The sequence below is a fragment of the Streptomyces sp. NPDC048192 genome (assembly GCF_043202415.1).
Lineage (GTDB): Bacteria > Actinomycetota > Actinomycetes > Streptomycetales > Streptomycetaceae > Streptomyces.
Genome location: NZ_JBIDAL010000009.1, coordinates 209,990 through 233,151, shown reverse-complemented (window position 1 = coordinate 233,151; position 23,162 = coordinate 209,990). Strand labels below are relative to the sequence as shown.

The following is a 23,162-nucleotide window of genomic DNA, read 5'->3' as shown; positions in this document are numbered from 1 at the left end:
TCATGATCACGACCGCTGGGTGACGGCGATGCAGACGAGCACGGCGACGGCGGTCAGGGGGGCCGCCGCCGTGAAGTGCTCGCCCAGCAGCAGCGCCGACCACACCAGTGTGAGCAGCGGCTGAGCCAACTGCAACTGGCTGGCCCGCGGGACGCCGATGTCCGCCATGCCCCGGTACCACACGACCAGGCCGAGGAACTGCGAGCCCAGCGCCACCCACAGCAGGCCGGCGATGCCGTGCCCGGTGAGGTGCACCGGCTCGTACGCCAGGGCCACCGCGGCGGCCGGCACGCTCAGCGGCAGGCACAGCACCAGCGCCCAGCCGATCACCTGCCAGCCCGGCATGACCCGGGCCAGCCTGCCGCCCTCGGTGTAGCCTGCCGCGCACACCAGCAGCGCCGCGAACAGATAGCCGTCGGCGAGCGTGAGCGCGCCGCCGCTCTGTGCGACGGTGAACGCGACCACGGCCGCGGCGCCCGCCAGCGCCGCCAGCCAGAACCGGCGCGAGGGGCGGCTGCCGGTGCGCAGGGCGGAGAACACGGCGGTGGTCAGCGGCAGCAGCCCCACCACGACGGCGGCGTGCGCGGTGGTGGAGGTCCGCAGGGCGAGCGTGGTCAGCATCGGGAAGCCGAACACGACACCGCCGGCGACGACGGCGAGGCCCGGCAGATGCCGGCGCTCCGGGAGCGGGATCCGCAGGGCGAGTAGGCAGCCGCCCGCCACGAGCGCCGCCAGGACGCTGCGCACGGCCACCAGCGACCAGGGGCCGAAGCCCTCCAGACCCCAGGCGGTGGCCGGGAAGGTCAGGGAGAAGGAGGCGACACCGAGGGCGGCGAGGCCGGTGCCGAGGCCCCGGCGCTCGCGGGGAGCGGTGACCGCTATCGGGCCGACGGCAGTAGCGCTACTCTGCGTTCTCATGCACCAGCGTAGCAGTGTCGGTGAACTGGCAGAACAGCTTCGGCGGGACCTCGACCGCTACTCCCCGGGCGGAAAGCTCCCGTCGAGCCGGGAGCTGGTCGAGCGGTTCCGGGTCAGCCCCGTGACCGTCTCCCGCGCGCTGGCCCAGCTGGCCGCCGAGGGGCTGGTCGTCACCCGGCCCGGAGCCGGCGCCTTCCGGGCCCGGCCGCGCACGGCGGAGACGCCCGCCGGGGACACCTCGTGGCAGGAGGTCGCGCTGAGCGCCGACGGCGCCACCGACCTCGTACCGCGCACCGTCGACGCCTCCGGGGTCACCGTCTCGCTGGCCGCGCCGCCGCCCGGCGTGCTGGAGTTCAACGGCGGCTATCTGCATCCCTCCCTCCAGCCGGAGCGGGCCATGGCCGCGGCCCTGGCCCGGGCCGGGCGGCGGCCCGGCGCCTGGGGGAGGCCGCCGCTGGAGGGGCTGCCGGAGCTGCGGGAGTGGTTCGCCCGCGACATCGGCGGGGGCGTCACGGCGGCCGAGGTGCTGATCGCGGCCGGCGGCCAGTCCGCGCTGGCCACCGCCCTGCGCGCACTCGCCCCGCCCGGCGCTCCGGTGCTCGTCGAGTCGCCCACCTACCCCGGCATGCTGGCCCTCGCCCGCGCGGCCGGCCTCCGGCCCGTCCCGGTGCCGGTCGACCCCGACGGCGTGCGCCCCGGCCTGCTCGCCGACGCCTTCCGGGCCAGCGGCGCCCGGGTGTTCGTCTGCCAGCCCCTGTTCCAGAACCCGACCGGCGCGGTGCTCGCCCCGGACCGGCGCGCCGAGGTGCTGCGCATCGCCCGCGAGGCCGGCGCCTTCGTCGTCGAGGACGACTTCGTACGGCGCCTGGTGCACGCCGACGCCGGCCCGCTGCCCCGCCCGCTCGCGGCCGACGACCCCGACGGCGTGGTGGTGCACGTCGGCTCGCTGACCAAGGCCACCTCGCCCAGCTTCCGGGTGAGCGCGCTGGCCGCCCGCGGCCCGGTGCTGGAGCGGCTGCGCGCCATCCAGGTCGTGGACAGCTTCTTCGTGCCCCGCCCGCTGCAGGAGGCGGCCCTGGAACTGGTCGGCTCCCCGGCCTGGTCCCGCCATCTGCGCGCGCTGGCACAGGAGTTGAAGGCGCGCCGGGACGCGATGACCACCGCGCTCGCCGCCCGGCTGCCCGAGCTCGCCCTGCCGCACATCCCCTCCGGCGGCTACCACCTCTGGCTGCGCCTGCCCGAGGGGACCGGCGAGAGCGCCCTTGCCGCGGCCGCCCTCCGCGCGGGCGTGGCCCTCACCCCCGGCCGCCCCTACTTCAGCGCCGAACCCCCCGCCGCCCACCTGCGGCTGAGCTTCGCCGCGGTCGCCGGGACCGGGGAGATCACCGAGGGCGTACGACGGCTCCGCGCGGCCTGCGACGAGGTGTTCTAGGGCAGGGTGACCATGCCGCAGGTGAACTCGAGCGACGCGAACAGCTCCGGGGTGAGGCGCACGCCGGTGATCCGGTGGGCGAGCGCGAAGGCGGCCTCGGTGTGCCCGGTGAAGTCCCGGTCGTCGTCCTCTCTCAGGTCGAAGCCCGACTCCTTCATCTCGGTGAGCAGCCCGTCCGGGTCACTGCCGTCGCGCTGGTGGGCGAACAGCGGCTCGAAGTGGAGCCGGGTCCGGCCGTCCTGGAACCAGTAGAAGTGGTCGACCGCGTTGACGTTCCGGAAGTGGGAGACGGCGCTGCGGCCGCGCGAGACCGGGGCCATCAGCTCCGTGGCCGTCCCCACGTAGCCGTTGTACTCGACCATCAGCGTCCAGTCGCCCACCGCGGCGGCACCGACCAGCAGCTGTTCGCCGTCGAACTCGTCCCAGGCGTCGTACGACGGCTCGGCCAGGGCCGGCACCCCGCTCACCGTCTCCTCCGGCTCGGCGCCCAGCCGCTCGAGCAGGTCGCGCGGGGCCATGTCGCCGACCAGGGTGACGCAGTAGGCGTCCAGCAGATCCGGGTGGTCCTGGCGCAGCCATGCGTAGTCGGCGGCCGTGGTGATCTCGCTCATGCCCCGCAGCATGCCACCCGCCACTGACAACGCCCTTGCCGGACCGGGTAAACGGAGTCGACGCCGGCGCCCTCGGCCTGTGAGGATCCGGGCCATGAGCGACACACCGGCCCTCCCCGAGGAGTACGAGTTCTCCGCCGACCCCGACCGCGTCGACGTGGCCCGCGTCCACGGCTGGCTGTCGGCCGACACCTACTGGGCGACCGGGCGGTCCCGCGAGACGCACGAGCGCGCAATGGCGGCCTCGCTGAACTTCGGGGTCTACGAACGGGCGTCCGGCACACAGGTCGCCTACGCGCGCGTGGTCACCGACCGGGCGCTGTTCGCCTGGCTCGCCGACGTCTACGTGGAGCCGGCGGTGCGCGGCAGGGGAGTCGGCACGGCCTTCGTCGCCGGTATCCGCGATCACCTCGCGCCGCTCGGTCTGCGCCGCATCCTGCTCGCCACGCAGGACGCCCACGGGGTGTACGCGAAGCTGGGTTTCCGGCCGCTGGACCGCCCGGACCAGTGGATGGTGCACCTTTTCGAGCGGCCGGCCCGGTGAGCAGCCGCTTACCCCCAGTAACTCACAGGTAACAGCTCTTGACCAGGGCACACAATCGGCACACCATCACCGCATGCCACTGAGGGTGACGTTCGTCGCCGCCGCGCGCAGCGCCCCGCTGCTGGCGGAGCGCTTCCAGGACGACCGGCCGCTGGACCAGGCCGGCTGGGACGAGGTGCAGCGCGCCGCCGCGGACCTGCTGCCGCTGGCGGCGGCCGAGCTGCGGTACTGCTCGCCCACGCAGCGCAGCCGGGCCACCGGTGACGCGCTGGGGTACGCCCCGCTGGTCCAACTGGCCCTGCGTGACTGCGACATGGGCCGCTGGAGCGGACTGACCCTGGGCGAGGCGATGGCCCGGGAGCCGGACGCGGTGGACGCCTGGCTCGCCGACCCGCGCGCCACCCCGCACGGCGGCGAGTCCCTGCTGGCGTTCATCTCGCGGGTCGGCGGCTGGCTGGACACCCGCCCGGCGGACGACGGCGGCCGGATCGTCGCCGTCGCCGAGCCCGCGGTGATCCGCGCGGCCCTGGTCTACGCCCTGAAGGCGCCGCCGTCGACCTACTGGAACATCGACGTGCGCCCGCTGTCCACGACCACCGTCACCGGCCACGGGGGCCGCTGGAACCTGCGCCTCGACGGGGTCCCGGCGCAGCTCTCGCACACCTAGGACCCGGCCTCGCGCACGTAGTCGGTGGTGAGCAGGAGGTCCTTCGCGGGGCCGCCGACCCGCCACACCGTGCGCCAGTGGCCGGCGTCCCGGACGGTGAACTCGCCCCGGTAGAGGTCGGCCGCGCACGGGTGCTCGGCGACCCAGTGCCCGGTGCCGAGGTCCAGCTCGTGGAAGGGCCGCCCGTCGGCGAACCGGACGTCGGCCGTGCCCGGCGCGGCCCCGGGCAGGAACCGCAGCGTACGCGTGGCCGGCCGGGTCACGCCCTGCCAGGTGAAGGCGCCGGACTCCTCGTGCAGCAGGCCTCCGCCGGGCAGCGCGGTGAAGTCGACGGCCCCTTGGAAACGGCCCTCGTCCCCGCTCGCCAGGTCCCGCACGTCCCGCTCGACACGCCAGCGGCCGGCGAGATGCGCCAGCACATCGGCCACCGGCCAGAACCCGCCGTCCATCACCCTGCCTTCCGTCGTGCGCCGCGGCCTTCCGGCGCCCACCGGGCCGCACCGAGCTTAGCGGCGCCGCCGGCCTCCGCCCCACCCGGGCCGCCGGCAGGTCCGCAAGGGTGGTTCACCGTAAAAACACCTCCCGTAAATCGGAGATTTCCCGGAACGTCATCGAATTCATCCGGTGTTTTCCGTATTCGGAGGACGGCGCTTCACTTTTCGGTGAGCGCACAACCAACGGGAAATCCGGGCCGTCTACGTCGGCGAAATAAAGGGACATGTATACGTGGGGGGCACAGGGGCGATGAGACCGGGTGGAAATCCGATGTCCCGTCCGGGGCGCGCCGCCGCGCTGCTCGGCGCGGCCGTCGCCGTCACCGCGTTCTGCGCCGGGGACGTCCTCGCCCGCAGTTACCCCTTCGGCCCCCGCACCCGCAGCGTCAACGACCTCGGCAACCAGTACGTGCCCTTCCACGCCCACCTGTGGGACCTGCTGCACGGCCGCGCCGACGGCGGCCTCCTCGTCAACTGGCAGTCCGGCTACGGCTCCAGCTTCCTGCCCGACCTCGGCACCTACCTCGGCAGTCCCTTCGCGCTGCTCGTCGCCGTCTTCCCCAGGGACCGGATCGACCTAGCCGTCTACGCCGTCACCGCCCTGAAGATCGCCTGCGCCGCGGCCGCCATGGCCTGTCTGCTGCTCGCCCTGCGGCCCGGCCGCTGGTGGGCGGCGGGCCTGCTCGGCGCCTCGTACGCGCTGTGCGGCTGGACCCTGGCCGACGCCGACTACAACCCGATGTGGCTCGACGGCCTGATCGCCCTGCCGCTGCTGTGCCTGGCCGGCGAGTGGGCGCTCGCGGGGCGCCGGCCGCTCCTCGGCGTCCTGGTCGTCGCCCTCGCCTGGACCGCCGACTTCTACACCGCCTACATGGCCACTCTCGGCGCCGGGCTCGTCCTCGCCCTGCGCCTGCTGCTCGCCCGCCCGCCCCGCCGGCAGGCGCTCGCGGCGGCCGGCCGCGCCGCCCTCACCGCCGCCCTCGGCACAGGCCTGGCCGCCCCGCTCGTCGCGGTGGTCTACTTCGGCACCCGGCACGCCTACCCCGGCCGCGTACGGCCGTTCACCCCCGTGCCGGGCGAGGACCTGCTCGCCCGGCTGCTGCCGGCGACGTACGGCTTCGGCTCCCCGGCCCTCTACGTCGGCGTCACCGCCCTGGTGCTCGCCCTCGCCCTGCCCTTCCACCGCGCGGTGCCCGCCCCGGTCCGCGCGGGCTGGACCGCGCTGGTGCTCCTGGTCGCCGTGTCCCTGCAGTGGGCGCCCACCAGCCTGGCCTGGCACGCCTTCGCCACCCCGCAGGGCAGCTCCTACCGGCAGGCCTTCGTCCTGTGCGGGCTGCTGGTGATCGCCGCCTGGCACGCCCTGGCGTACGGCCCGCCCGACGGGCGCGCCCTCGGCGCCGCGACCGCGCTGCTCGCCGTCCTCACCGCGGTGGCGAGCCGCAGCGCGCTGGTACGGCCGCACACCTGGCCGGTGCTGCTGCTCGCCGTCGCCGGCACTCTGACCGGGCTCGTCCTGCTGGGCCGCGCCGGGCCGCGCACCCGACTGGCCGGAGCCGCCGTCGTACTCCTCCTCGGGGCGCAGGTCGGGGAGAGCGCCGCCACCTCCGCCGTCGCCGCCGGGCTGCGCCTGAAGCACCTGGACGACTACGCGCCCTGGGGCGGGCGGCAGCAGCGGCAGGCCGCGGTGATCGCCGAGAACGACGGCTGGCCCCGTTACCGCACCGACCCCGGCCGCGAGCAGACCGTCGGCAACGACCCGCTGCTGGTCGGCGGCCAGGGCGCCCAGTACTACAGCAGCCTCACCTCCGACGTCCTCAGCCGCACCCTCACCGCGCTCGGCGGCGGCTGGAGCTCGCGCGGCCGCAGCGTGCAGAGCCTCGACAACCCCGTCACCGACGTCCTCTTCTCCGTCGGCGCCCGGCTGCACGACCCGCCGGACCCGCACCAGGGGGGAACCCAGGCCCCGGGAAGCGACCGGATCACCGTCACCCGGCGCGACGTGCCGCCCCTGGTGACCGTGCGGAGCGCGCCCGACGACACCCCGTTCGGACCGTCGCCGTACCGCAACCAGGAACTGCTGCTGGGCAGCCGGGTCTACACCGTGCCCCGCATCGCCGTGTACGACGACTCCGGCAAACCGGTGAGGAGCCGCTACGTGGGCTCCGGAAACGCCCTGACCGGGCCCGTGATCACCGCCCGCTGCCCGGCCGGGACCCAGGTCGAGCTGTGGGCGCCGCACTTCTCCGGCACCGCGCGGCTCGCGGGAAGCGGCACCGGCGTCCCGTTCCGGTCCACCTACGGGCGCAGCCGGGCCGCCATGGCGCCGCTCGGCGCCGCACCGGCCTTGGGACGGGTGCGGATCGAGCTGACGCCGGACCGGCCCGGCCGCATCCCGCCCGGCGCGGTCGGCTGCCTGGACACCGCCCGGCTGGACGCGGCCGCCGCGCGTCTGAAGGCCACCGGCGCCACCGGGGTGAGCGTCTCCGGCGGCACCCTCCGGGCCCGGCTGCCCGCCGGCAGCAAGGGCATCGCGGTCGTCGCGGCACCGCGCATCGCCGGCTGGCGGTGCGCCACCGGCGACGGCGCGGTCCGCCCCGCCGGCGCCTACCACGGGCTGATCGCCGTCCCGCTCGACGGCCGCTCCACCAGCCTGACCTGCACCTTCCATCCGCCCGGCCTGCGGCTGGGCACGACCGTCTCACTCGCCTCGCTCACGGTACTCGCCCCGCTCACCGCCCTCACCGCCGTCCGCCGCCGGCGCGTCCCCGCGCCGCCCGCCGGCACACCACCACGCGAGCGCGTGACCACCGCACCCTGACCGCGCCTCTGGGGGAACCCGCCATGCTGATATCGATCGTCGCGCCCTGCTACAACGAGGAAGCCGTCCTGGAACGGTTCCACGACAGGACCCAGGCCGTCGCCGAGGAACTGCTGCCGCTCGGCCACGACATGGAGTTCGTGTACGTGGACGACGGCAGCCGCGACCGCACGCTCGCCGTCCTCGAACGCCTCGCCGAGCGCGACGCACGGGTGCGCTACGTCTCCTTCAGCCGCAACTTCGGCAAGGAGGCCGCCCTGCTCGCCGGCCTCAGGCACGCCTCCGGCGACGCGGTGGTCGTCATGGACGCCGACCTCCAGCACCCGCCCGAACTGATCCGGCGGATGGTCCGGCTGCGCGAGGAGGGCCACGACCAGGTCATCGCCCGGCGCACCCGCACCGGCGACGGCCTGGCCCGGACCCTGACCGCGCGCCTTTACTACCGGCTCGTCAACCGCCTGGTCGACGTCGAACTCGTCGACGGCGCGGGCGACTTCCGGCTGCTGTCGCGCCGCGTGGTGGACGCCGTGCTGGCCCTGACCGAGTACAACCGCTTCTCCAAGGGCCTGTTCGCCTGGGTGGGCTTCCCGAGCACCGCCTTCGCGTACGAGAACGCCGCCCGCGAGGCCGGCCGCAGCTCCTGGAGCCTGCGCGGCCTGCTCAACTACGGCATCGACGGACTGCTGTCCTTCAACAACCGCCCGCTGCGCGCCGCCCTCTGGCTCGGCATGGTCCTGCTGGGCTGCGCGGGCCTCTACACGGCCTGGATCGTCGGCGCCGCCCTGCTCCACGGCGTCCGGACGCCCGGCTACGTCACCATCATCACCGCCGTGACCGCCCTCGCGGGCGTGCAGATGGTCATGCTGGGGGTGATCGGGGAGTACACCGGCCGCATCTACTACGAGGTGAAGGGCCGCCCGCACTTCGTGGTGCAGGCGACCAACGTCGAACGGGCGAAGGACCTCATCCCCTGATGTCGAGACAGATGGCCGTCTTCGCCGTCGTCGGCGGAGTCAACACCGCCACCTATTACGGTCTGTATCTGCTGTTCCTGGCATTCCTTCCCTATCTGGCCGCGCACGTCCTGGCATTTCTGCTGAGCATGGTCGGTTCTTTCTTCCTGAACGCGCGCTTCACCTACCGGACGCGGCCCACCTGGCGGAAATTCCTGCTGTTCCCCCTGACCAACCTCACGAATTTCCTCATCACCACGGCCGGGGTGTACGTGATCGTGGACGTCCTGCACGCGGGGAGCCGCTTCGCCCCGCTCCTCGCCTCGGCCGCCGCGATCCCGGTGACCTTCCTGCTCTCCCGCCGCATCATGCTGCCCGGCCCCGACACCGTTGCATAAAAGTGCAGCGAAACGTATAGTCATGCCATCCAGAGGAGGGTGACATGGCGGTACGTGCGGCGGTGGCCGGAGCGAGCGGATACGCGGGCGGCGAGGTCCTGCGCCTGCTCCTCGCACACCCCGAGGTCGAGATCGGTGCCCTGACCGCGAACTCCAACGCCGGTCAGCGGCTCGGCGCGCTCCAGCCGCACCTGCTGCCGCTGGCCGACCGGGTGCTCACCGAGACCACGGCCGAGGTGCTCGCCGGGCACGACGTGGTCTTCCTCGCGCTGCCGCACGGGCAGTCCGCCGCCGTCGCCGAGCAGCTCGGCCCCGACGTCCTCGTGGTCGACATGGGCGCCGACTTCCGGCTGAAGGACCCGGCCGACTGGGAGCGGTTCTACGGCTCCGAGCACGCCGGCACCTGGCCCTACGGCCTCCCCGAACTGCCGGGCGCCCGCGCCGCGCTGGAGGGGTCCAAGCGCATCGCGGTGCCCGGTTGCTACCCGACCGCGGTCACCCTCGCCCTGTTCCCGGCCTACGCCGCCGCGCTCGCCGGGCCGGAGGCGGTGATCGTCGCCGCGTCCGGCACCTCCGGCGCGGGCAAGGCACCCAAGCCGCATCTGCTGGGCAGCGAGGTCATGGGCTCCATGTCGCCGTACGGCGTCGGCGGCGGCCACCGGCACACCCCGGAGATGATCCAGAACCTCAGCGGGGTGGCGGGACGGAGCGTGCGCGTCTCCTTCACGCCGACCCTCGCGCCGATGCCCCGCGGGATCCTCGCCACGTGCAGCGCGTCCGCCGTCGAGGGGGTGACGGCGGACTCCGTCCGCGCCGCCTACGAGAAGGCCTACGCCGACGAGCCCTTCGTCCACCTGCTCCCCGAGGGCCAGTGGCCCGCGACGGCGTCCGTCCACGGTTCCAACGCCGTTCAGGTGCAGGTCGCGTACGACGAGTCCGTGGGCCGCATCATCGCCATCAGCGCCATCGACAACCTGACCAAGGGCACCGCCGGCGGTGCCGTCCAGAGCATGAACATCGCCCTGGGTCTCCCGGAGACCACCGGGCTTTCCACGATCGGAGTCGCACCGTGAGCGTCACGGCAGCCAAGGGGTTCACGGCGGCGGGCATCGCCGCCGGGATCAAGGAGAACGGCAACCCCGACCTGGCCCTCGTGGTCAACAACGGGCCGCGCCGTGCCGCCGCGGGCGTCTTCACCTCCAACCGCGTGAAGGCCGCGCCGGTGCTGTGGTCGGAGCAGGTGATCAAGAGCGGTCAGGTGTCGGCCGTCGTCCTCAACTCGGGCGGCGCCAACGCCTGCACCGGCCCCAAGGGCTTCCGGGACACCCACGCCACCGCCGAGAAGGCCGCCGAGGTGCTCGGCCGGGGCGCCGTCGAGGTCGCCGTCTGCTCCACCGGCCTCATCGGCGTCCTGCTGCCCATGGACAAGGTCCTCGACGGCGTCGAGACGGCCGCCGCCGCCCTGTCCGAGCACGGCGGCGAGAAGGCCGCCATCGCCATCAAGACCACCGACACCGTCCACAAGACCTCGGTCGTCACCAAGGACGGCTGGACCGTCGGCGGCATGGCCAAGGGCGCCGGCATGCTCGCGCCCGGTCTCGCCACCATGCTGGTCGTCCTCACCACCGACGCCGACCTCGACAACGCCACCCTGGACAGGGCGCTGCGCGCCGCCACCCGGGTCACCTTCGACCGCGTCGACTCCGACGGCTGCATGTCCACCAACGACACCGTGCTGCTGCTGGCCTCCGGCGCCGCCGGTGTCACCCCCGAGTACGCGGAGTTCGCGGACGCCGTACGGCAGGTCTGCGACGACCTCGGCCAGCAGCTGATCCGTGACGCCGAGGGCGCCAGCAAGGACATCAAGGTCGAGGTGATCAACGCCGCGAGCGAGGCGGACGCCGTCGAGGTGGGCCGCTCCATCGCCCGCAACAACCTCCTGAAGTGCGCCATCCACGGCGAGGACCCCAACTGGGGCCGGGTGCTCTCCGCGATCGGCACCACCTCCGCCGTCTTCGAGCCGGACCGGCTGAACGTCGCCATCAACGGCGTCTGGGTGTGCAAGAACGGCTCGGTCGGCGAGGACCGCGAGAAGGTCGACATGCGCTACCGCGAGGTGCACATCGTCGCCGACCTGGCCGCCGGGACCGAGACCGCGACGATCTGGACCAACGACCTCACCGCCGACTACGTCCACGAGAACAGCGCCTACTCCTCATGAGCACTCGCAAGCACACGGCCCTGCCGAAGGCCCAGATCCTCATCGAGGCGCTGCCCTGGCTGACGCGGCACCACGGCAAGATCGTCGTCATCAAGTTCGGCGGCAACGCCATGGTGAACGAGGAGCTGAAGGCCGCCTTCGCCCAGGACGTCGTCTTCCTGCGGCACGCCGGCCTCAAGCCGGTCGTCGTCCACGGCGGCGGCCCGCAGATCAGCGCCGCCCTCGACAAGCACGGCATCGTCAGCGAGTTCAAGGCGGGCCTGCGCGTCACCACCGAGGACGCCATGGACGTCGTACGGATGGTGCTCGCCGGGCAGGTGCAGCGCGAGCTCGTCGGCCTGCTCAACCAGCACGGCCCGCTCGCCGTCGGCCTGACCGGCGAGGACGCCCACACCATCACCGCCACCAAGCACCAGCCCGAGATCGACGGCGAACTGGTCGACATCGGCCGGGTCGGCGAGATCACCGGCATCGACACCGGCGCCATCGAGGCCCTGCTGGCGGACGGCCGCATCCCGGTCGTCTCGTCGATCGCCCGCTCCCAGGACGACCACCATGTCTACAACGTCAATGCTGATACGGCGGCTGCGGCACTCGCTGCGGCACTGGGCGCCGAAACCCTCATGGTCCTCACCGACGTCGAGGGCCTCTACGAGGACTGGCCGAACTCCGACGAGGTGATCAGCCGCCTCACCGCTTCCCAACTGGAGAAGCTGCTGCCGGAGCTGAGCTCCGGCATGGTGCCGAAGATGGAGGGCTGCCTGTACGCCGTGCGCAACGGCGTGCACACCGCCCGCGTCATCGACGGCCGGGTCCAGCACTCGATCCTGCTGGAGATCTTCACGGACGAAGGCATCGGCACGATGGTCGTGCCCGACGGCATTCCGGTCGAACAGGGGGAGTCATGAGCAACCAGGAGCTGACCGAGCGCTGGCAGGGCGCGCTCATGAACAACTACGGCACCCCGCGCCTGCCCCTCGTGCGCGGGGAGGGCGTGAAGGTGTGGGACGCCGAGGGCCGGGAGTACCTCGACCTCGTCGGCGGCATCGCCACCAACGCCCTCGGCCACGCCCACCCGGCGGTCGTCGCGGCCGTCACCGAGCAGATCGGCCGGCTCGGCCACATCTCCAACTTCTTCATGGCCGAGCCCACCGTCGCCCTCGCCGAGCGGCTGCTGACGCTCTTCGGCCGCGAGGGCAGGGTCTTCTTCTGCAACTCCGGCGCCGAGGCCAACGAGGCCGCCTTCAAGATCGGCCGGCTCACCGGGCGCACCCGCATGGTCGCCACCGCCGGCGGCTTCCACGGCCGTACGATGGGCGCCCTCGCGCTCACCGGCCAGCCCGCCAAGCAGGAACCCTTCCGGCCGCTGCCCGCCGATGTCACCCACGTGCCCTACGGGGACGCCCAGGCGCTCGCGGCGGCGGTCACCGAGGAGACCGCCTTGGTGATCATCGAGCCGATCCAGGGCGAGAACGGCGTCGTGGTGCCGCCGGCCGGCTATCTCAAGGCCGCCCGCGCCATCACCGCCGCCACCGGCGCCCTGCTGGTCCTGGACGAGGTGCAGACCGGCATCGGCCGCACCGGGACCTGGTTCGAGTACCAGGCGCACGAGGGCGTGCTCCCCGATGTCGTCACCCTCGCCAAGCAGCTCGGCGGCGGACTGCCGCTCGGCGCCACCGTGGCCTTCGGCCGGGCCGCCGACCTGCTCCGGCCGGGCCAGCACGGCACGACCTTCGGCGGCAACCCGGTCGCCTGCGCCGCCGGGCTCGCCGTCCTCGACACCATCGAGGGCGAGGGACTGCTGGAGAACGTCAAGCGGCAGGGCGAGAAGCTGCGCGAGGGAATCGAGGGCCTCGGCCACCCGTTGATCGATTCCGTGCGAGGCGCCGGCCTGCTCCTGGGTATCGTGCTCACCGGGCCGCACGCGCAGCAGGCGCAGGCGGCGGCCCAGGAGGCCGGGTTCCTGGTGAACGCGCCCGCCCCCGACGTCGTACGGCTCATGCCGCCGCTGAACATCACGGACGCCGAGGTGGGTGCCTTCCTGCAGGCGCTGCCCGGCATCCTCGACGCAGCGAACCCAGTGGATGGGGACGGACGATCCGGAGAATAGGACGACGATGAGCCAGGCGCAGGACCACGAGCACGCGGCCGGCAACGGGCCCGCCGTGCCGCAGACGCGTACCGCGCGGCACCGCCGGATCGTGGACATCCTCAACCGGCAGCCGGTGCGGTCGCAGAGCCAGCTGGCGAAGCTGCTCGCCGACGACGGGCTGAGCGTCACCCAGGCGACGCTCTCCCGGGACCTCGACGAGCTGAACGCGGTGAAGATCCGCAACACCGACGGCGAGCTGATCTACGCGGTGCCGAGCGAGGGCGGCTTCCGCACCCCCCGCGCGCCGCTGGGGGAGTCGGCGAAGGAGGAGCGGATGCGGCGGCTCTCCCAGGAGCTGCTGATCTCCGCGGAGGCCTCCGCCAACCTCGTGGTCCTGCGCACCCCGCCGGGCGCCGCCCAGTTCCTGGCCTCCGCCATCGACCAGGCCGAGCTGCACGACATCCTCGGCACCATCGCCGGCGACGACACGCTGCTGCTGATCAGCCGGGACCCGAGCGGCGGGCAGGCCCTCGCGGACCACCTGCTGCGCCTGGCGCAGAACGGCCACTAGCCCGCATGCGGCGCCCCGCCCGTCGGCGCAGAATGGGAATGTGATCTTCCGCGGCGGGCGGGCAGGTGGGCGGGCAATCCCCTGGCGGCCGTCGTCCGTATACAGAAGTGTGTCGGGTCTCCGGTTCCCCGAGGGCCGTCTCCCGGACGAGGCCCTGCTGGCCGGGCTGGCCACCGGGGACCCGGAACTGGCGGCTGTCTTCGTCCGCAGATTCCAGCGCCGGGTCTTCGGCGTCGCCATGGCCGTCACCGGCGACGAGCAACTCGCCGAGGACGTCGCCCAGTCGACGTTCGAGCGGGCGTGGCGGCACGCCCAGATCTACGACTCCCGCCGCGGCTCGGTCGCCACCTGGCTGACGACCATCGCGCACAACCTCGCCGTCGACGCCGTCCGGGCCCGGCGGAGCCCGCCGATGGCCCCCGAGGACGTCGACGCCCTCATCGGCGTCGTCACCGAGACCCCCGAGCAGTGGGCGCTGGCCGACGAGGCCTCCGCCGAGCTGCGGGCCGCCGTGGCCCGGCTGCCCCGGGAACAGGCCCGGGCCCTGGTGATGGCGGGCATCTACGGCATGACGGCCCAGCAGATCGCCGACACCGAGGAGATCCCGCTCGGGACCGCCAAGACCAGGATCAGGTCGGCCATGGCGAAACTGCGCACCACGCTCGCGTCCCCGAAGCGAGGCGACCATGTCGAGTGACGCCGGCTGCGAGAAGCTGCGGGAGATCGGCGCCGAGCTGGCGCTGGGCGTGCTGCCCGGCCGCGAGCGCGCGGAGGCGATCGCCCACCTGGACCGGTGCGCGGACTGCCGGGAGTACGTCCGCAGGCTCACCCTGGTCGGCGACCGGCTGATCGGCCTGCTGCCGGACGCCGACCCGCCGGCCGGGTTCGAGACCCGGGCGGCGCGCAGGCTGGCCGAGCAGGCGTCGGCGCAGGAGGGCCGGGAAGGCGCCGCGGCTCGCGCGGCCCGGGGGCTGCGCGGGCGGGCCCGCCGGGCCAGGCTGCGGTTCGCGGCCGTCCTCGCCGCGGTCACCGTCGCCGTCGGCTTCGCCGGGTGGGGGGTCGGCACCGCCGTGGAGGCGGTCATCGCCTCCACCGCGCCCGCCGTCGTGTCCGAGCCGATGATGGTCGGCGACATGACGTCGGCCGGGCACGGCGGGCAGGCCGCAGGCGAGGTCTACGCCCATCCCGGAAGCCCCGGCTGGGTGTTCGTGTCCGTCGCCCTCGCCGGGCCGCGCCACTCGTACACCGGCAGGGTCATCTGTCTCCTGGAGCACTCCGACGGCACCTCCGTGCGGGTCGGCGACTTCCCGCTGACCGGTGGGCGCGGCCAGTGGGGCGTGGCCGCTCCGGGCGACCTGTCGACCCTCACCGGCGCCCGGCTGACCGCTCCCGACGGCACCGTCCTCGCCACGGCCCAGCTGCACAAAGGCCAGGTGGTCCAGTCCGAGGCGTGAGGGCGGCCGCCGGCGCTCAGGGCTCCGGCGGCAGTGCCGGCTCCAGGGCCGCGGTCAGCTCGGCGACCGTGGGCCGCGCCGACGGGTCCGGCCGCAGACACGCGTCCACGGCGGCGGCGAGCGGCCGCGGCAGCCGCCGCCGGGACGCGACCGGTGGGGCCGTCCGCGCCGCCCCGGGGCACCCGCCGTCCGTGGCGTCGCCGCTGTCGCCGGCCGTCTCCCCGTGGTCGAACGGCGGCCCGCCGCACGCCACCTCGAAGAGCGTGACCCCGATGCCCCACACGTCGGCGGCCGCCGTGAGCGGCCCGCCGCGCGTCTGCTCCGGAGCCCGGTAGCCGCACGTGCCCACCCCGGCGGGCGCGCGTCCCGGCGGCCGGGCCACGCTCAGGTCCAGCACCTTGGCGTGACCGCGCTCCACCACCACGTTGGACGGTTTGAGGTCCAGATGCAGCAGGCCCCGGCCGTGGAGGTAGTGGACGGCGGAACACAACTGCACGCCGAGCAGCGCCACATCGGCCGCGGCCGGCCGGCGCCTCAGGCGGTGCACCAGATGGGACAGCGTCTCACCGGTCAGCGTCTCCAGGACGACGAGCGGCTCGGGCCGCTCCAGGGTCTCGTAGCCGCGCACCAGGTGCGGATGGGTGAACTCCCGCAGCCACCGGCCCTCCCGCAGCAGCCGCGCGCCCAGCCCCTCCTCGCCGCGCAGATCCGGCCGCACGACCTTGATCACGCAGCGGCAGGCCCGCTCCTCGCTCCACGCGTCGTACACGTCGAGCCAGCCGGTGCGGGTCAGATGGGCCAGGATCGCGTACCCGGGAGCCGGGCGCGCGCCCGGTGCCAGGGCCGGGGGCGCGGGGACGGTCATGACAGCACCGTGCCCGTGCTCAGCCGGTGCAGCCGGGCGTACGCGCCCTCTCGGCGCAGCAGGTCGTCCGGGGCGCCGTGCTCGACGACCCGGCCGCGGTCGAGCACCACGATCCGGGTGGCGTCGCGGACGGTCAGCAGGTTGTGGGAGATGACGACGGTCGTCCGGCCGGCCATGAGCCGGCGCAGCGGTTCCATGATCCGCCGGCCCGATCGCATGTCGAGCCCGGTGGTCGGCTCGTCCAGCAGCAGCACCGGCGCGTCCCTGATCATCGCGCGCGCGATCGCCAGGCGCTGGCACTGCCCGCCGGACAGCGTGCGGCCGCGCTGGCCGACGAGCGTGTCGTAGCCCTCCGGGAGCCGCTCGATGAACTCGTGGGCGTCCGCCGCGCGGGCCGCCGCGAGGATGTCCGCCTCGCTCGCCCCCGGCCGGCCGTAGGCGATGTTCTCCCGCACGGTGCCGTGGAAGACGAGCGTCTCCTGGAGCACCACGGCGACGCCCTCCCGCACGTCGGACAGGCGCAGCTCCCGCAGATCGGTCCCGTCGAGCCGGACCGCTCCCCGGTCGGGGTCGTAGAACCGCAACTGCAGCTTGGCGACGGTCGACTTGCCGGCCCCGCTGGCGCCGACCAGCGCCAGCGTCTCGCCCGGGGCCACCCGGAAGGACACTCCCGACAGTGCCCAGGAGGGGGCGCCGGGGTAGCGGAACCAGACGCCGTCGAACTCCAGCGCGCCCCGCACCCGCCCGGTCCGCCGGGCGTCCGCCCGCTCGCGGACCTGCGGCCGCTGGTCCAGCAGCTCGATGATCCGTTCGGCCGAGGCGGAGGCCGCGTAGAAGGCGGTGCCGAGCCCGGACAGGCCGTGCACCGGGCCGTACAGCTTGCCGATCAGGGCGAGGAAGACCAGCAGCCCGCCCAGCGTGAGCTGACCCTGCGCCAGTTTCCAGGTGCCCAGGCCCGTCACCGCGAGACCCCCGGTCACCTCGATGATCTCGACGACCGGGGTGTAGACGGCCCGGATCCGCGCGGAGGCCATCACCGCCCGGAACCTGCCGACGCCCTCCCGCTCGAACCGGCGCTCCTCCCAGCCCTGCCGGTTGTACGCCTGCACCAGCGCCACATTGCCCAGCACCTCCTCGGCGACCGCGCTGAGCGAGCCGCTGCGCCGCCTGCGCTCCCGGGACGCCGCCTTGATCAGCCGCGAGAAGTGCCGGGCGGCGCCCCAGAACAGGGGCACGATCACCAGTGCCAGCAGGGTCAGGTCCCAGCGCAGGTAGAACAGCAGGCCGAGGAAGAGGGCCAGGCGGATCACGTAGTACAGGGCGTCCGCGACCCCCGAGAGCAGGAACGTCTCCACCGCGTCGACGTCACCGGTGACGCGGGAGAGCACGTCGCCGAGCCGGCGGCGCTCGAAGAAGCCGAGCGACAGCCCCTGGACATGCCGGAAGACGTCGCAGCGCAGCGACAGCAGGAAGCGTTCGCCGACCCACGTCGAGATCATGTCGTCGGCGAAGCGCAGGACGCCGGAGAAGAGGACGAGACCCAGATAGGCCGGTGCGATCCACACGAAGGGCCGCAGGTCGCGGGGGACGAGGACCGCGTCCACCACGGTCTTGAACAGCCACAGCTCGACGGCGTCCACGGCCGGGCCGAGCAGGCTGAAGACGACGACGGGCGCCAGCCAGCGCCGGCCGCCGCGCGTATAGGGCCAGAACCGCCGGAACACCGCGCGCGGCGGCACCGGTGGCGCGGCCGCCACGACGCCGTCGGACGCCTCCGCGACCGACAGCAGACGCCGCAGGACATGCGCCATGGGAGGGTCCCTCGGGGATCGGCGGAGCGGACCGGGGCCTGGCGGTCCCCGGTCCGCTCCGCCTCCGTGCGCGATCAGTATCCGTGGTGGTCGTGGTCGCCGTGGTCGTGACGGCCGAAGTCGTCGTGGCGGTGACCGCCGCTGTGCCGGTGCCCGTGCCGGTGGCCGTGCCGCGTGCCGAAGTGACGCGAGGTGTCGTCGCGGTCGCGGCGCTTGGCGGGCAGCAGACTGCTGAAGATGGCCATAGCGCTCCTCCTGAAACTCAGTGCACACGGGATACGTCCCAGGACGGAAATGGGATGGCCTTCAGCGGAAAAAGGCGCGGGTCAGCCCAGTCGCGCGGCCAGCCCCCCGGTGCAGCGCACCTCGTCCCCGGCCGTGATCAGCAGGGCCTCCACGCCGGGCAGCGACTCCAGCCAGGCCAGCCCCGCCCGCGACCCCATCGCGAACGCCGCCGTGGCCCAGCAGTCGGCCCAGGTGAGCCGGGGTCCCACGACCGTCACCGCGACCAGGTCCGACACCGCCGACCTGCCCGTGCGCGGATCCACGATGTGCGCGCCCCGCTCGGCCGTGCCCGAGGTCGCCACCGACAGCTCCGCCAGACCCGCCGCGGAGATCACCGCCGCCAGACCGCCCGGCCGCAGCGGATCGGCCACTCCCACGCGCCACGGCCGCTGCGGCTCCGGCGACCCGAGCAGCTGCACGTCCCCACCCCCGTTGACGCTCACCCCGCACACCCCGGGCACCTCCGCCAGCAGCCGCGCCGCCCGCTCGGCGGCCCAGCCCTTGACGATGCCGGTGGGGTCCAGCGAGCCGCGGTAGCGGGGGCTGAACCAGCCCTCGCTCACCCGCTCCGCCTCGTCGGCCAGTTCCAGCACCTCGGCCACCTCGGGCGAGCAGTCCGCGACGGTCAGCTCACCCCGTACCAGCCGCGAGACCTCGCTGTCCTCGCGGTAGGTGCTGAAGACCGCGTCCGCGCGGTGCAGCCCGGCGACGGCCTCGGCCAGCGCCTGCCGCACGGCGCCGCCTTCCCCGCCGCGGACGTCGAAGGAGAAGACGGTCCCCATGACCTCCTCCGCGTGACGCACCGCGGCGGGAGCGTCGGCCGGCTCGGTCACCGTGTCAGCCACCGGCCTGGTCCAGCGCCGACTGGAGGGACTGCCGGTAGCCGGTGCTGGTGTAGGTGGCGCCGGAGACGGCGTCGATGTGCGCGGTGCCGGCCGCGACGGCCTCCTGGTTGAGTTTGGGCACGGCCATCGCGGTCTTCTGGTCGCTGAGCCCGCCCTTGGGGGCCTGGACGGCCTCCGCCTTGGTGATCTTCCCGCCGGCGACGGTGATCCGCACCTGGACCGGCCCGTACTGGGTCTGCGCCACCTTCCCGGTGACCGTACGGGCCTGCGCCGCACCGGAGGAGCCGGCGCCCGAAGAGCCGGAACCCGCCGGCTTCATCCGGTCCAGCGCCGACTGCAGCGACTTCTTGTATCCGTCGCTCGTGTACGTCGCCCCCGACACCGCGTCGATCCGCGCGCTCTGCGCCGCGACGGCCTCCTGGTTCAGCCTGGGCACGGCCATCGCGGTCTTCTGGTCGCTGAGCCCGCCTTTGGGGGCCTGGACGGCCTCCGCCTTGGTGATCCTCCCGCCGGCGACGGTGATCCGCACCTGCACGGTCCCGTACTGCGTCTGCGTCGCGTCACCGGTCACCGTGCCGGAACCCGCCCCCGCCGCCTGCGACCCGCCCTGCGGGGCCTGCTGCCCCGCGACGGTCTGCTGCGGCGCGGCGCCGGCCGCCGACGCGGCGGCAGGACCGGACGCCGGCTTCAGCGACAGCAGCAGCACGACACCGGAGACGGTCGCGGCGGTGGCCAGCACGACCCGCCGAATGGGGTGGCTCTTCCTCATCTGTCCGTAGCTCCCGCTCACATCTCGAACGACTCGTGATGGATGCGGCGGGCGGGGACCCCCGCGCCGCGCAGTGCCTCGTACACCGACTGCGCGAACCCGGGCGGGCCGCACATGAAGACGTCGTGGCGGTCGATGTCCGGGATCTTCCGCTGCAGGTTCTCCGCGGAGATGTCCGGCCGCTCGCCGTCGGGGCTGTTCACCGCGTACATCAGCCGGGCGCCCCGCTCGTCGGCGATCTTCGCCAGCTCGTCCCAGAGTGCCAGATCCTGGGTGCTGTTGGCCCGGTACAGCAGGGTGATGTCACCGGCCGCGCCGGGCAGCGTCTCGAACAGCGCCCGCATCGGGGTGATGCCGACCCCGCCCGCGACCAGCAGCACCTTGCCCCGGCTGCGGCGCTGCGCGGTGAGCGCGCCGTACGGCCCCTCCGCCCACACCCGGGTGCCGGGCGTCAGCTCGCGCAGCCGCGCGCTGTGGTCGCCGATCGCCTTCACGGTGATCCGCAGCATGTCCGGGCGGGGCGCCGCCGACAGCGAGTAGGGGTGCGAGCTGAACCGCATGCCCGGCGCGAGGAACCGCCAGCGGAAGAACTGGCCCGCCTCCGCGCCCATCCGGTGCAGCCTGCGCCCGCCGATCAGCACGGACACGATGCCCGGCGTCTCCTCGATGACGGCCTCCACCCGCATCCGGTGCCGCAGGTTCAGCCGGATCGGGGTGAGGATGCGGTACCACAGCACCAGCGCGGTGACGGCGCCGTACAGGCCGTACCAGAAGGTCTTCGCCACGGGTTCGACCGCGAAGTCGTTGCCGGTGGTGATCTGGTGCCAGAAGGTCAGGAACACGGCCGCGTACGTCATCAGGTGCACGTGGTACCAGGTGTCGTACGGCATCCGGCGGCGGACCGCGCCGGCGGAGGTGAGCCCGATCAGCACGAACAGGCCGGTGCCGACGGCCGCCTTGCCCAGGTCCGGCAGCTGGTCGATGGAGTCCATCGTCTGCTGGACGATGTCGCCGAGCGACTTGCCCGCCTGCCGCGCGTACCCCCACATGGTGAGGAAGACGTGCGCCGCGATCAGGGACAGGGTGTAGCGGCCGCTCATCGCGTGCCAGCGGGCCACCCGGTCCGAGCCGACCCGCCGCTCCAGCGCGGGCACGCGCGCCATCTGGAGCACGACCAGCGCCATCAGATAGCCGGCCAGCAGGCCGGTGATCCGGCCCGCGTTGAGGATCCTGCCGGTGTCGTCGGCGATGGAGGGGGTGTTGTGCCACCAGAGCCACAGCACGGCCGCCGCGCCCGCCCAGACGGCGAGCAGCAGCGGTACGGCCGGGCTGCGGCGCGGGCGGATGCGGCGCATCGTCTGGCGGCGGGCGGCACGGCCGCCTGCGAGCGTGGTGGTCACGGTTCCTCCGTGGGGACTTGACCCTTGGCCCTCAGATACGCGCCGGACGCGCTCGGTGTTCAGCGTGCCCGCTCACAGCCCCGCGGAGTCGAGTGCGGACTGCAGGGACTGCTGGTAGCCGGTGCTGGTGTAGGTGGCGCCGGACACCATGTCGATGTCCGCGCTCTGCGCCGCCAGCGCCTCGCGCCGCAGCTGGGGCAGCGCGTAGCTGTTGATCTCCTGGTCGCGCGGGTTGTCCTGCGGGTACTGCACGGCCGTCACGTCCGTGAGCTTGCCGCTCTTGATCGTCACCCGCACCTGGACCGGGCCCCAGCGGGTCTGCACGGTGTCGCCGGTGGCGGTCTTGGAGACGCCGCTCTTCGAGCCGGAGGAGGAGCCGCTCGACGAGCCGGACCCGCTGGACGGTGCCGAACTGCTCGACATCGTGGGCGACTTGGTCTCGGACGTGGCCAGCACGGGGCTCGTGTGCGGCTTCAGCGACAGCAGCAGCACCATGCCGGAGACGGTGGCGGCGCTCGCGAGCACGATACGGCGCAGGGGGCGGTTCTTCTTCAACGCGTGCACGGGGACTACCTCACAGCTCGAACGACTCGTGGTGGATACGGCGGTCCGGGACCCCGGCCGCCCGCAGCGCCTCGTACACGTCGCGGGCGAAGCCGTGCGGCCCGCAGATGTAGACGTCGTGGCCGGCGATGCCGGGGAAGGTCGCGCGCAGCGACTCCGCCGTGATGCGGGGGCGCTCGCCCCGGGGACCGTTCAGCGCGTACAGCACCTGGGCGCCGCGCCAGCGGGCGATCGCCTCCAGTTCCCCGCCGAGCGCCAGGTCCTCGGCGCCCCGCGCCCGGTACAGCAGGGTGACCTCGCCGGGCAGGGTCTCGAACAGCGCCCGCAGCGGGGTGATGCCGACGCCGGCCGCGATGAGCAGACAGTGGTGGCTGGTGGCGCGGTCGGCGGTCAGCGAGCCGTAGGGGCCCTCCGCCCACACCCGGGTGCCGGGCCGCAGCAGGGCGACGGCCGCGCTGTGGTCGCCGAGCGCCTTGACCGTGATGCGCATCGTGTCCGGGCGTGGCGGCGCGGACAGGGAGTACGGCGTCGACGTCCAGCCCAGTCCCTGGCCGAGGAACCGCCAGCGGAAGAACTGCCCCGGCCGTGCCCCCAGCTCGTCCAGGTGCCGCCCGCGCACGACGATCGAGTACACGCCGGGCGCCTCCTGGTGGACGGAGTCCACCCGCAGCCGGTGGCGCCGGTTGAGGCGGACCGGGGTGAGGATCCGGTACCAGAGCACCAGGGCGGCGACGCCCAGGTAGAGCGCGTACCAGGCGGCGGTCGCGACGGGCTTGCCGTTGAACTCGTTCCCCAGCGTCAGCTGGTGGAAGAAGGCCAGGAACACCGCCGCGTACGTCAGCAGGTGGACGTAGTACCAGAACTCGTGGCTGGTGCGGCGGCGCACCGCCCGCGCCGAGGTGACGCCGACCGCGAGGAGGATCACCGTGCCGGCGGTGGCCTTGAGCATGTCCGGGTAGTCCAGGACGACCGTCACCGCCTCGTGCCACAGCGAGGCCCGGTCCTGGGCGGCGTACCCGGTGAGGATCAGCACGATGTGCGCGAGCAGCAGGCAGACCGTGTACCGGCCGGCCATCGCGTGCCAGCGGGCCACCCGGTCCGAGCCGATCCGCCGCTCCAGCAGCGGCACCCGCGCCATCAGGCCGACCAGCACCGCGCAGGCGTATCCGCACAGCAGCCCGGCCATCCGCCCGGCGCCGGTCAGCCAGCCGGCCGTGCCGGTCACGGAGGCGGTGTCCGCCCACCACAGGGCGACCACGGCGGCCGCCCCGGCCCACAGCACGGCCAGCACGGGCGCCGCGGGGGAGCGCCGTGCGGTCACGGGCACCGGCGGGGCCGCCCGCCCCGCATCCACGGTGGTCATCGATCGCCGTCCCTTCGTCGTCGTACCGGGCCACTGTGCGCGGCGAAGCTCTGAGCCACCTCTGAACAACGCCCTGACCAGGGGCTT

Annotated in this window: 24 protein-coding genes; 13 read left to right on the top strand and 11 right to left on the bottom strand. The window is 73.7% G+C overall.

Annotated features, from left to right (window positions below; translation table 11 throughout):
* Positions 1-6: 6 nt before the first annotated feature.
* Positions 7-918 (bottom strand): DMT family transporter, encoded by a 912-nt coding sequence (locus ACGFZN_RS21150; protein WP_393860001.1) that lies wholly within the window; start codon positions 916-918, stop codon positions 7-9.
* Between ACGFZN_RS21150 and ACGFZN_RS21145 the strand changes: the two genes are divergently transcribed.
* Complete coding sequence (locus ACGFZN_RS21145) at positions 917-2,350, top strand: PLP-dependent aminotransferase family protein (protein ID WP_393860000.1); 1,434 nt, start codon at positions 917-919, stop codon at positions 2,348-2,350. The two genes, ACGFZN_RS21150 and ACGFZN_RS21145, sit on opposite strands and share 2 nt — an antisense overlap.
* Here the strand turns inward: ACGFZN_RS21145 and ACGFZN_RS21140 are convergent.
* Positions 2,347-2,961, bottom strand: coding sequence for a DUF6461 domain-containing protein (locus tag ACGFZN_RS21140; protein ID WP_393859999.1), 615 nt, complete (start codon positions 2,959-2,961; stop codon positions 2,347-2,349). The genes ACGFZN_RS21145 and ACGFZN_RS21140 overlap by 4 nt on opposite strands.
* Before the next feature lie 94 nt (positions 2,962-3,055).
* Here ACGFZN_RS21140 and ACGFZN_RS21135 point away from each other — a divergent pair, with 94 nt between their 5' ends.
* On the top strand, positions 3,056-3,505 hold the full coding sequence (locus ACGFZN_RS21135) for a GNAT family N-acetyltransferase (protein ID WP_393859998.1): 450 nt from the start codon (positions 3,056-3,058) through the stop codon (positions 3,503-3,505).
* Between the two features lie 73 nt (positions 3,506-3,578).
* On the top strand, positions 3,579-4,172 hold the full coding sequence (locus ACGFZN_RS21130) for a histidine phosphatase family protein (protein ID WP_393859997.1): 594 nt from the start codon (positions 3,579-3,581) through the stop codon (positions 4,170-4,172).
* On the opposite strand, the gene ACGFZN_RS21125 is transcribed toward ACGFZN_RS21130, so the two are convergent.
* On the bottom strand, positions 4,169-4,621 hold the full coding sequence (locus ACGFZN_RS21125; protein ID WP_393859996.1) for a DUF6314 family protein: 453 nt from the start codon (positions 4,619-4,621) through the stop codon (positions 4,169-4,171). The two genes, ACGFZN_RS21130 and ACGFZN_RS21125, sit on opposite strands and share 4 nt — an antisense overlap.
* A gap of 316 nt (positions 4,622-4,937) precedes the next feature.
* Here ACGFZN_RS21125 and ACGFZN_RS21120 point away from each other — a divergent pair, with 316 nt between their 5' ends.
* The 10 genes from ACGFZN_RS21120 (at position 4,938) to ACGFZN_RS21075 (ending at position 15,173) form a co-directional block, all read left to right on the top strand.
* Positions 4,938-7,484 carry a YfhO family protein gene (locus ACGFZN_RS21120; RefSeq protein WP_393859995.1) on the top strand — a complete coding sequence of 849 codons (2,547 nt, stop codon included), beginning with the start codon at positions 4,938-4,940 and terminating at the stop codon, positions 7,482-7,484.
* A gap of 23 nt (positions 7,485-7,507) precedes the next feature.
* Positions 7,508-8,458 (top strand): glycosyltransferase, encoded by a 951-nt coding sequence (locus ACGFZN_RS21115; RefSeq protein WP_393859994.1) that lies wholly within the window; start codon positions 7,508-7,510, stop codon positions 8,456-8,458.
* Entirely contained in the window at positions 8,458-8,835 is a 378-nt protein-coding gene (locus ACGFZN_RS21110; protein ID WP_393859993.1) for a GtrA family protein, read from the top strand. The genes ACGFZN_RS21115 and ACGFZN_RS21110 overlap by 1 nt, the downstream gene beginning before the upstream one ends.
* A 44-nt stretch (positions 8,836-8,879) precedes the next feature.
* Positions 8,880-9,908, top strand: a complete 1,029-nt coding sequence (gene argC, locus ACGFZN_RS21105) for an N-acetyl-gamma-glutamyl-phosphate reductase (RefSeq protein WP_393859992.1) — start codon at positions 8,880-8,882, stop codon at positions 9,906-9,908.
* Positions 9,905-11,056 carry a bifunctional glutamate N-acetyltransferase/amino-acid acetyltransferase ArgJ gene (argJ, locus tag ACGFZN_RS21100; protein ID WP_393859991.1) on the top strand — a complete coding sequence of 384 codons (1,152 nt, stop codon included), beginning with the start codon at positions 9,905-9,907 and terminating at the stop codon, positions 11,054-11,056. The genes argC and argJ overlap by 4 nt, the downstream gene beginning before the upstream one ends.
* Positions 11,053-11,964 carry an acetylglutamate kinase gene (gene argB, locus ACGFZN_RS21095; RefSeq protein WP_393859990.1) on the top strand — a complete coding sequence of 304 codons (912 nt, stop codon included), beginning with the start codon at positions 11,053-11,055 and terminating at the stop codon, positions 11,962-11,964. The genes argJ and argB overlap by 4 nt, the downstream gene beginning before the upstream one ends.
* A complete protein-coding gene (locus tag ACGFZN_RS21090; RefSeq protein WP_393859989.1) occupies positions 11,961-13,166 on the top strand; it encodes an acetylornithine transaminase in 1,206 nt (401 codons plus the stop codon). The genes argB and ACGFZN_RS21090 overlap by 4 nt, the downstream gene beginning before the upstream one ends.
* Before the next feature lie 7 nt (positions 13,167-13,173).
* Positions 13,174-13,719: an arginine repressor gene (locus ACGFZN_RS21085; RefSeq protein WP_393859988.1), complete on the top strand. Its 546-nt coding sequence runs from the start codon at positions 13,174-13,176 to the stop codon at positions 13,717-13,719.
* Positions 13,720-13,828: 109 nt separating this feature from the next.
* Positions 13,829-14,416, top strand: a complete 588-nt coding sequence (locus ACGFZN_RS21080; protein ID WP_393859987.1) for an RNA polymerase sigma factor — start codon at positions 13,829-13,831, stop codon at positions 14,414-14,416.
* A complete protein-coding gene (locus ACGFZN_RS21075; RefSeq protein ID WP_393859986.1) occupies positions 14,406-15,173 on the top strand; it encodes a hypothetical protein in 768 nt (255 codons plus the stop codon). The genes ACGFZN_RS21080 and ACGFZN_RS21075 overlap by 11 nt, the downstream gene beginning before the upstream one ends.
* A 16-nt stretch (positions 15,174-15,189) precedes the next feature.
* Here ACGFZN_RS21075 and ACGFZN_RS21070 read toward each other — a convergent pair whose 3' ends face one another.
* The 8 genes from ACGFZN_RS21070 to ACGFZN_RS21035 all read right to left on the bottom strand — a co-directional run bounded on the left by ACGFZN_RS21070 (position 15,190) and on the right by ACGFZN_RS21035 (position 23,075).
* A complete protein-coding gene (locus ACGFZN_RS21070; RefSeq protein WP_393859985.1) occupies positions 15,190-16,038 on the bottom strand; it encodes a serine/threonine-protein kinase in 849 nt (282 codons plus the stop codon).
* Positions 16,035-17,849, bottom strand: coding sequence for an ABC transporter ATP-binding protein (locus ACGFZN_RS21065; RefSeq protein WP_393859984.1), 1,815 nt, complete (start codon positions 17,847-17,849; stop codon positions 16,035-16,037). Before ACGFZN_RS21065 ends, ACGFZN_RS21070 begins: the two co-directional genes overlap by 4 nt.
* Positions 17,850-17,923: 74 nt before the next feature.
* Entirely contained in the window at positions 17,924-18,094 is a 171-nt protein-coding gene (locus ACGFZN_RS21060; RefSeq protein ID WP_393859983.1) for a hypothetical protein, read from the bottom strand.
* Between the two features lie 81 nt (positions 18,095-18,175).
* Entirely contained in the window at positions 18,176-18,979 is an 804-nt protein-coding gene (locus ACGFZN_RS21055; RefSeq protein WP_393859982.1) for an FAD:protein FMN transferase, read from the bottom strand.
* Positions 18,972-19,748 (bottom strand): FMN-binding protein, encoded by a 777-nt coding sequence (locus ACGFZN_RS21050; RefSeq protein WP_393859981.1) that lies wholly within the window; start codon positions 19,746-19,748, stop codon positions 18,972-18,974. Before ACGFZN_RS21050 ends, ACGFZN_RS21055 begins: the two co-directional genes overlap by 8 nt.
* A gap of 17 nt (positions 19,749-19,765) precedes the next feature.
* Positions 19,766-21,148, bottom strand: a complete 1,383-nt coding sequence (locus ACGFZN_RS21045) for a ferric reductase-like transmembrane domain-containing protein (RefSeq protein ID WP_393859980.1) — start codon at positions 21,146-21,148, stop codon at positions 19,766-19,768.
* 72 nt (positions 21,149-21,220) lie between these two features.
* Positions 21,221-21,712, bottom strand: coding sequence for an FMN-binding protein (locus tag ACGFZN_RS21040; protein ID WP_393859979.1), 492 nt, complete (start codon positions 21,710-21,712; stop codon positions 21,221-21,223).
* A 10-nt stretch (positions 21,713-21,722) separates the two neighbouring features.
* The gene (locus ACGFZN_RS21035) at positions 21,723-23,075 is read right to left on the bottom strand and encodes a ferric reductase-like transmembrane domain-containing protein (protein WP_393859978.1); all 1,353 of its coding nucleotides are present in this window, start codon (positions 23,073-23,075) and stop codon (positions 21,723-21,725) included.
* Positions 23,076-23,162: the final 87 nt, after the last annotated feature.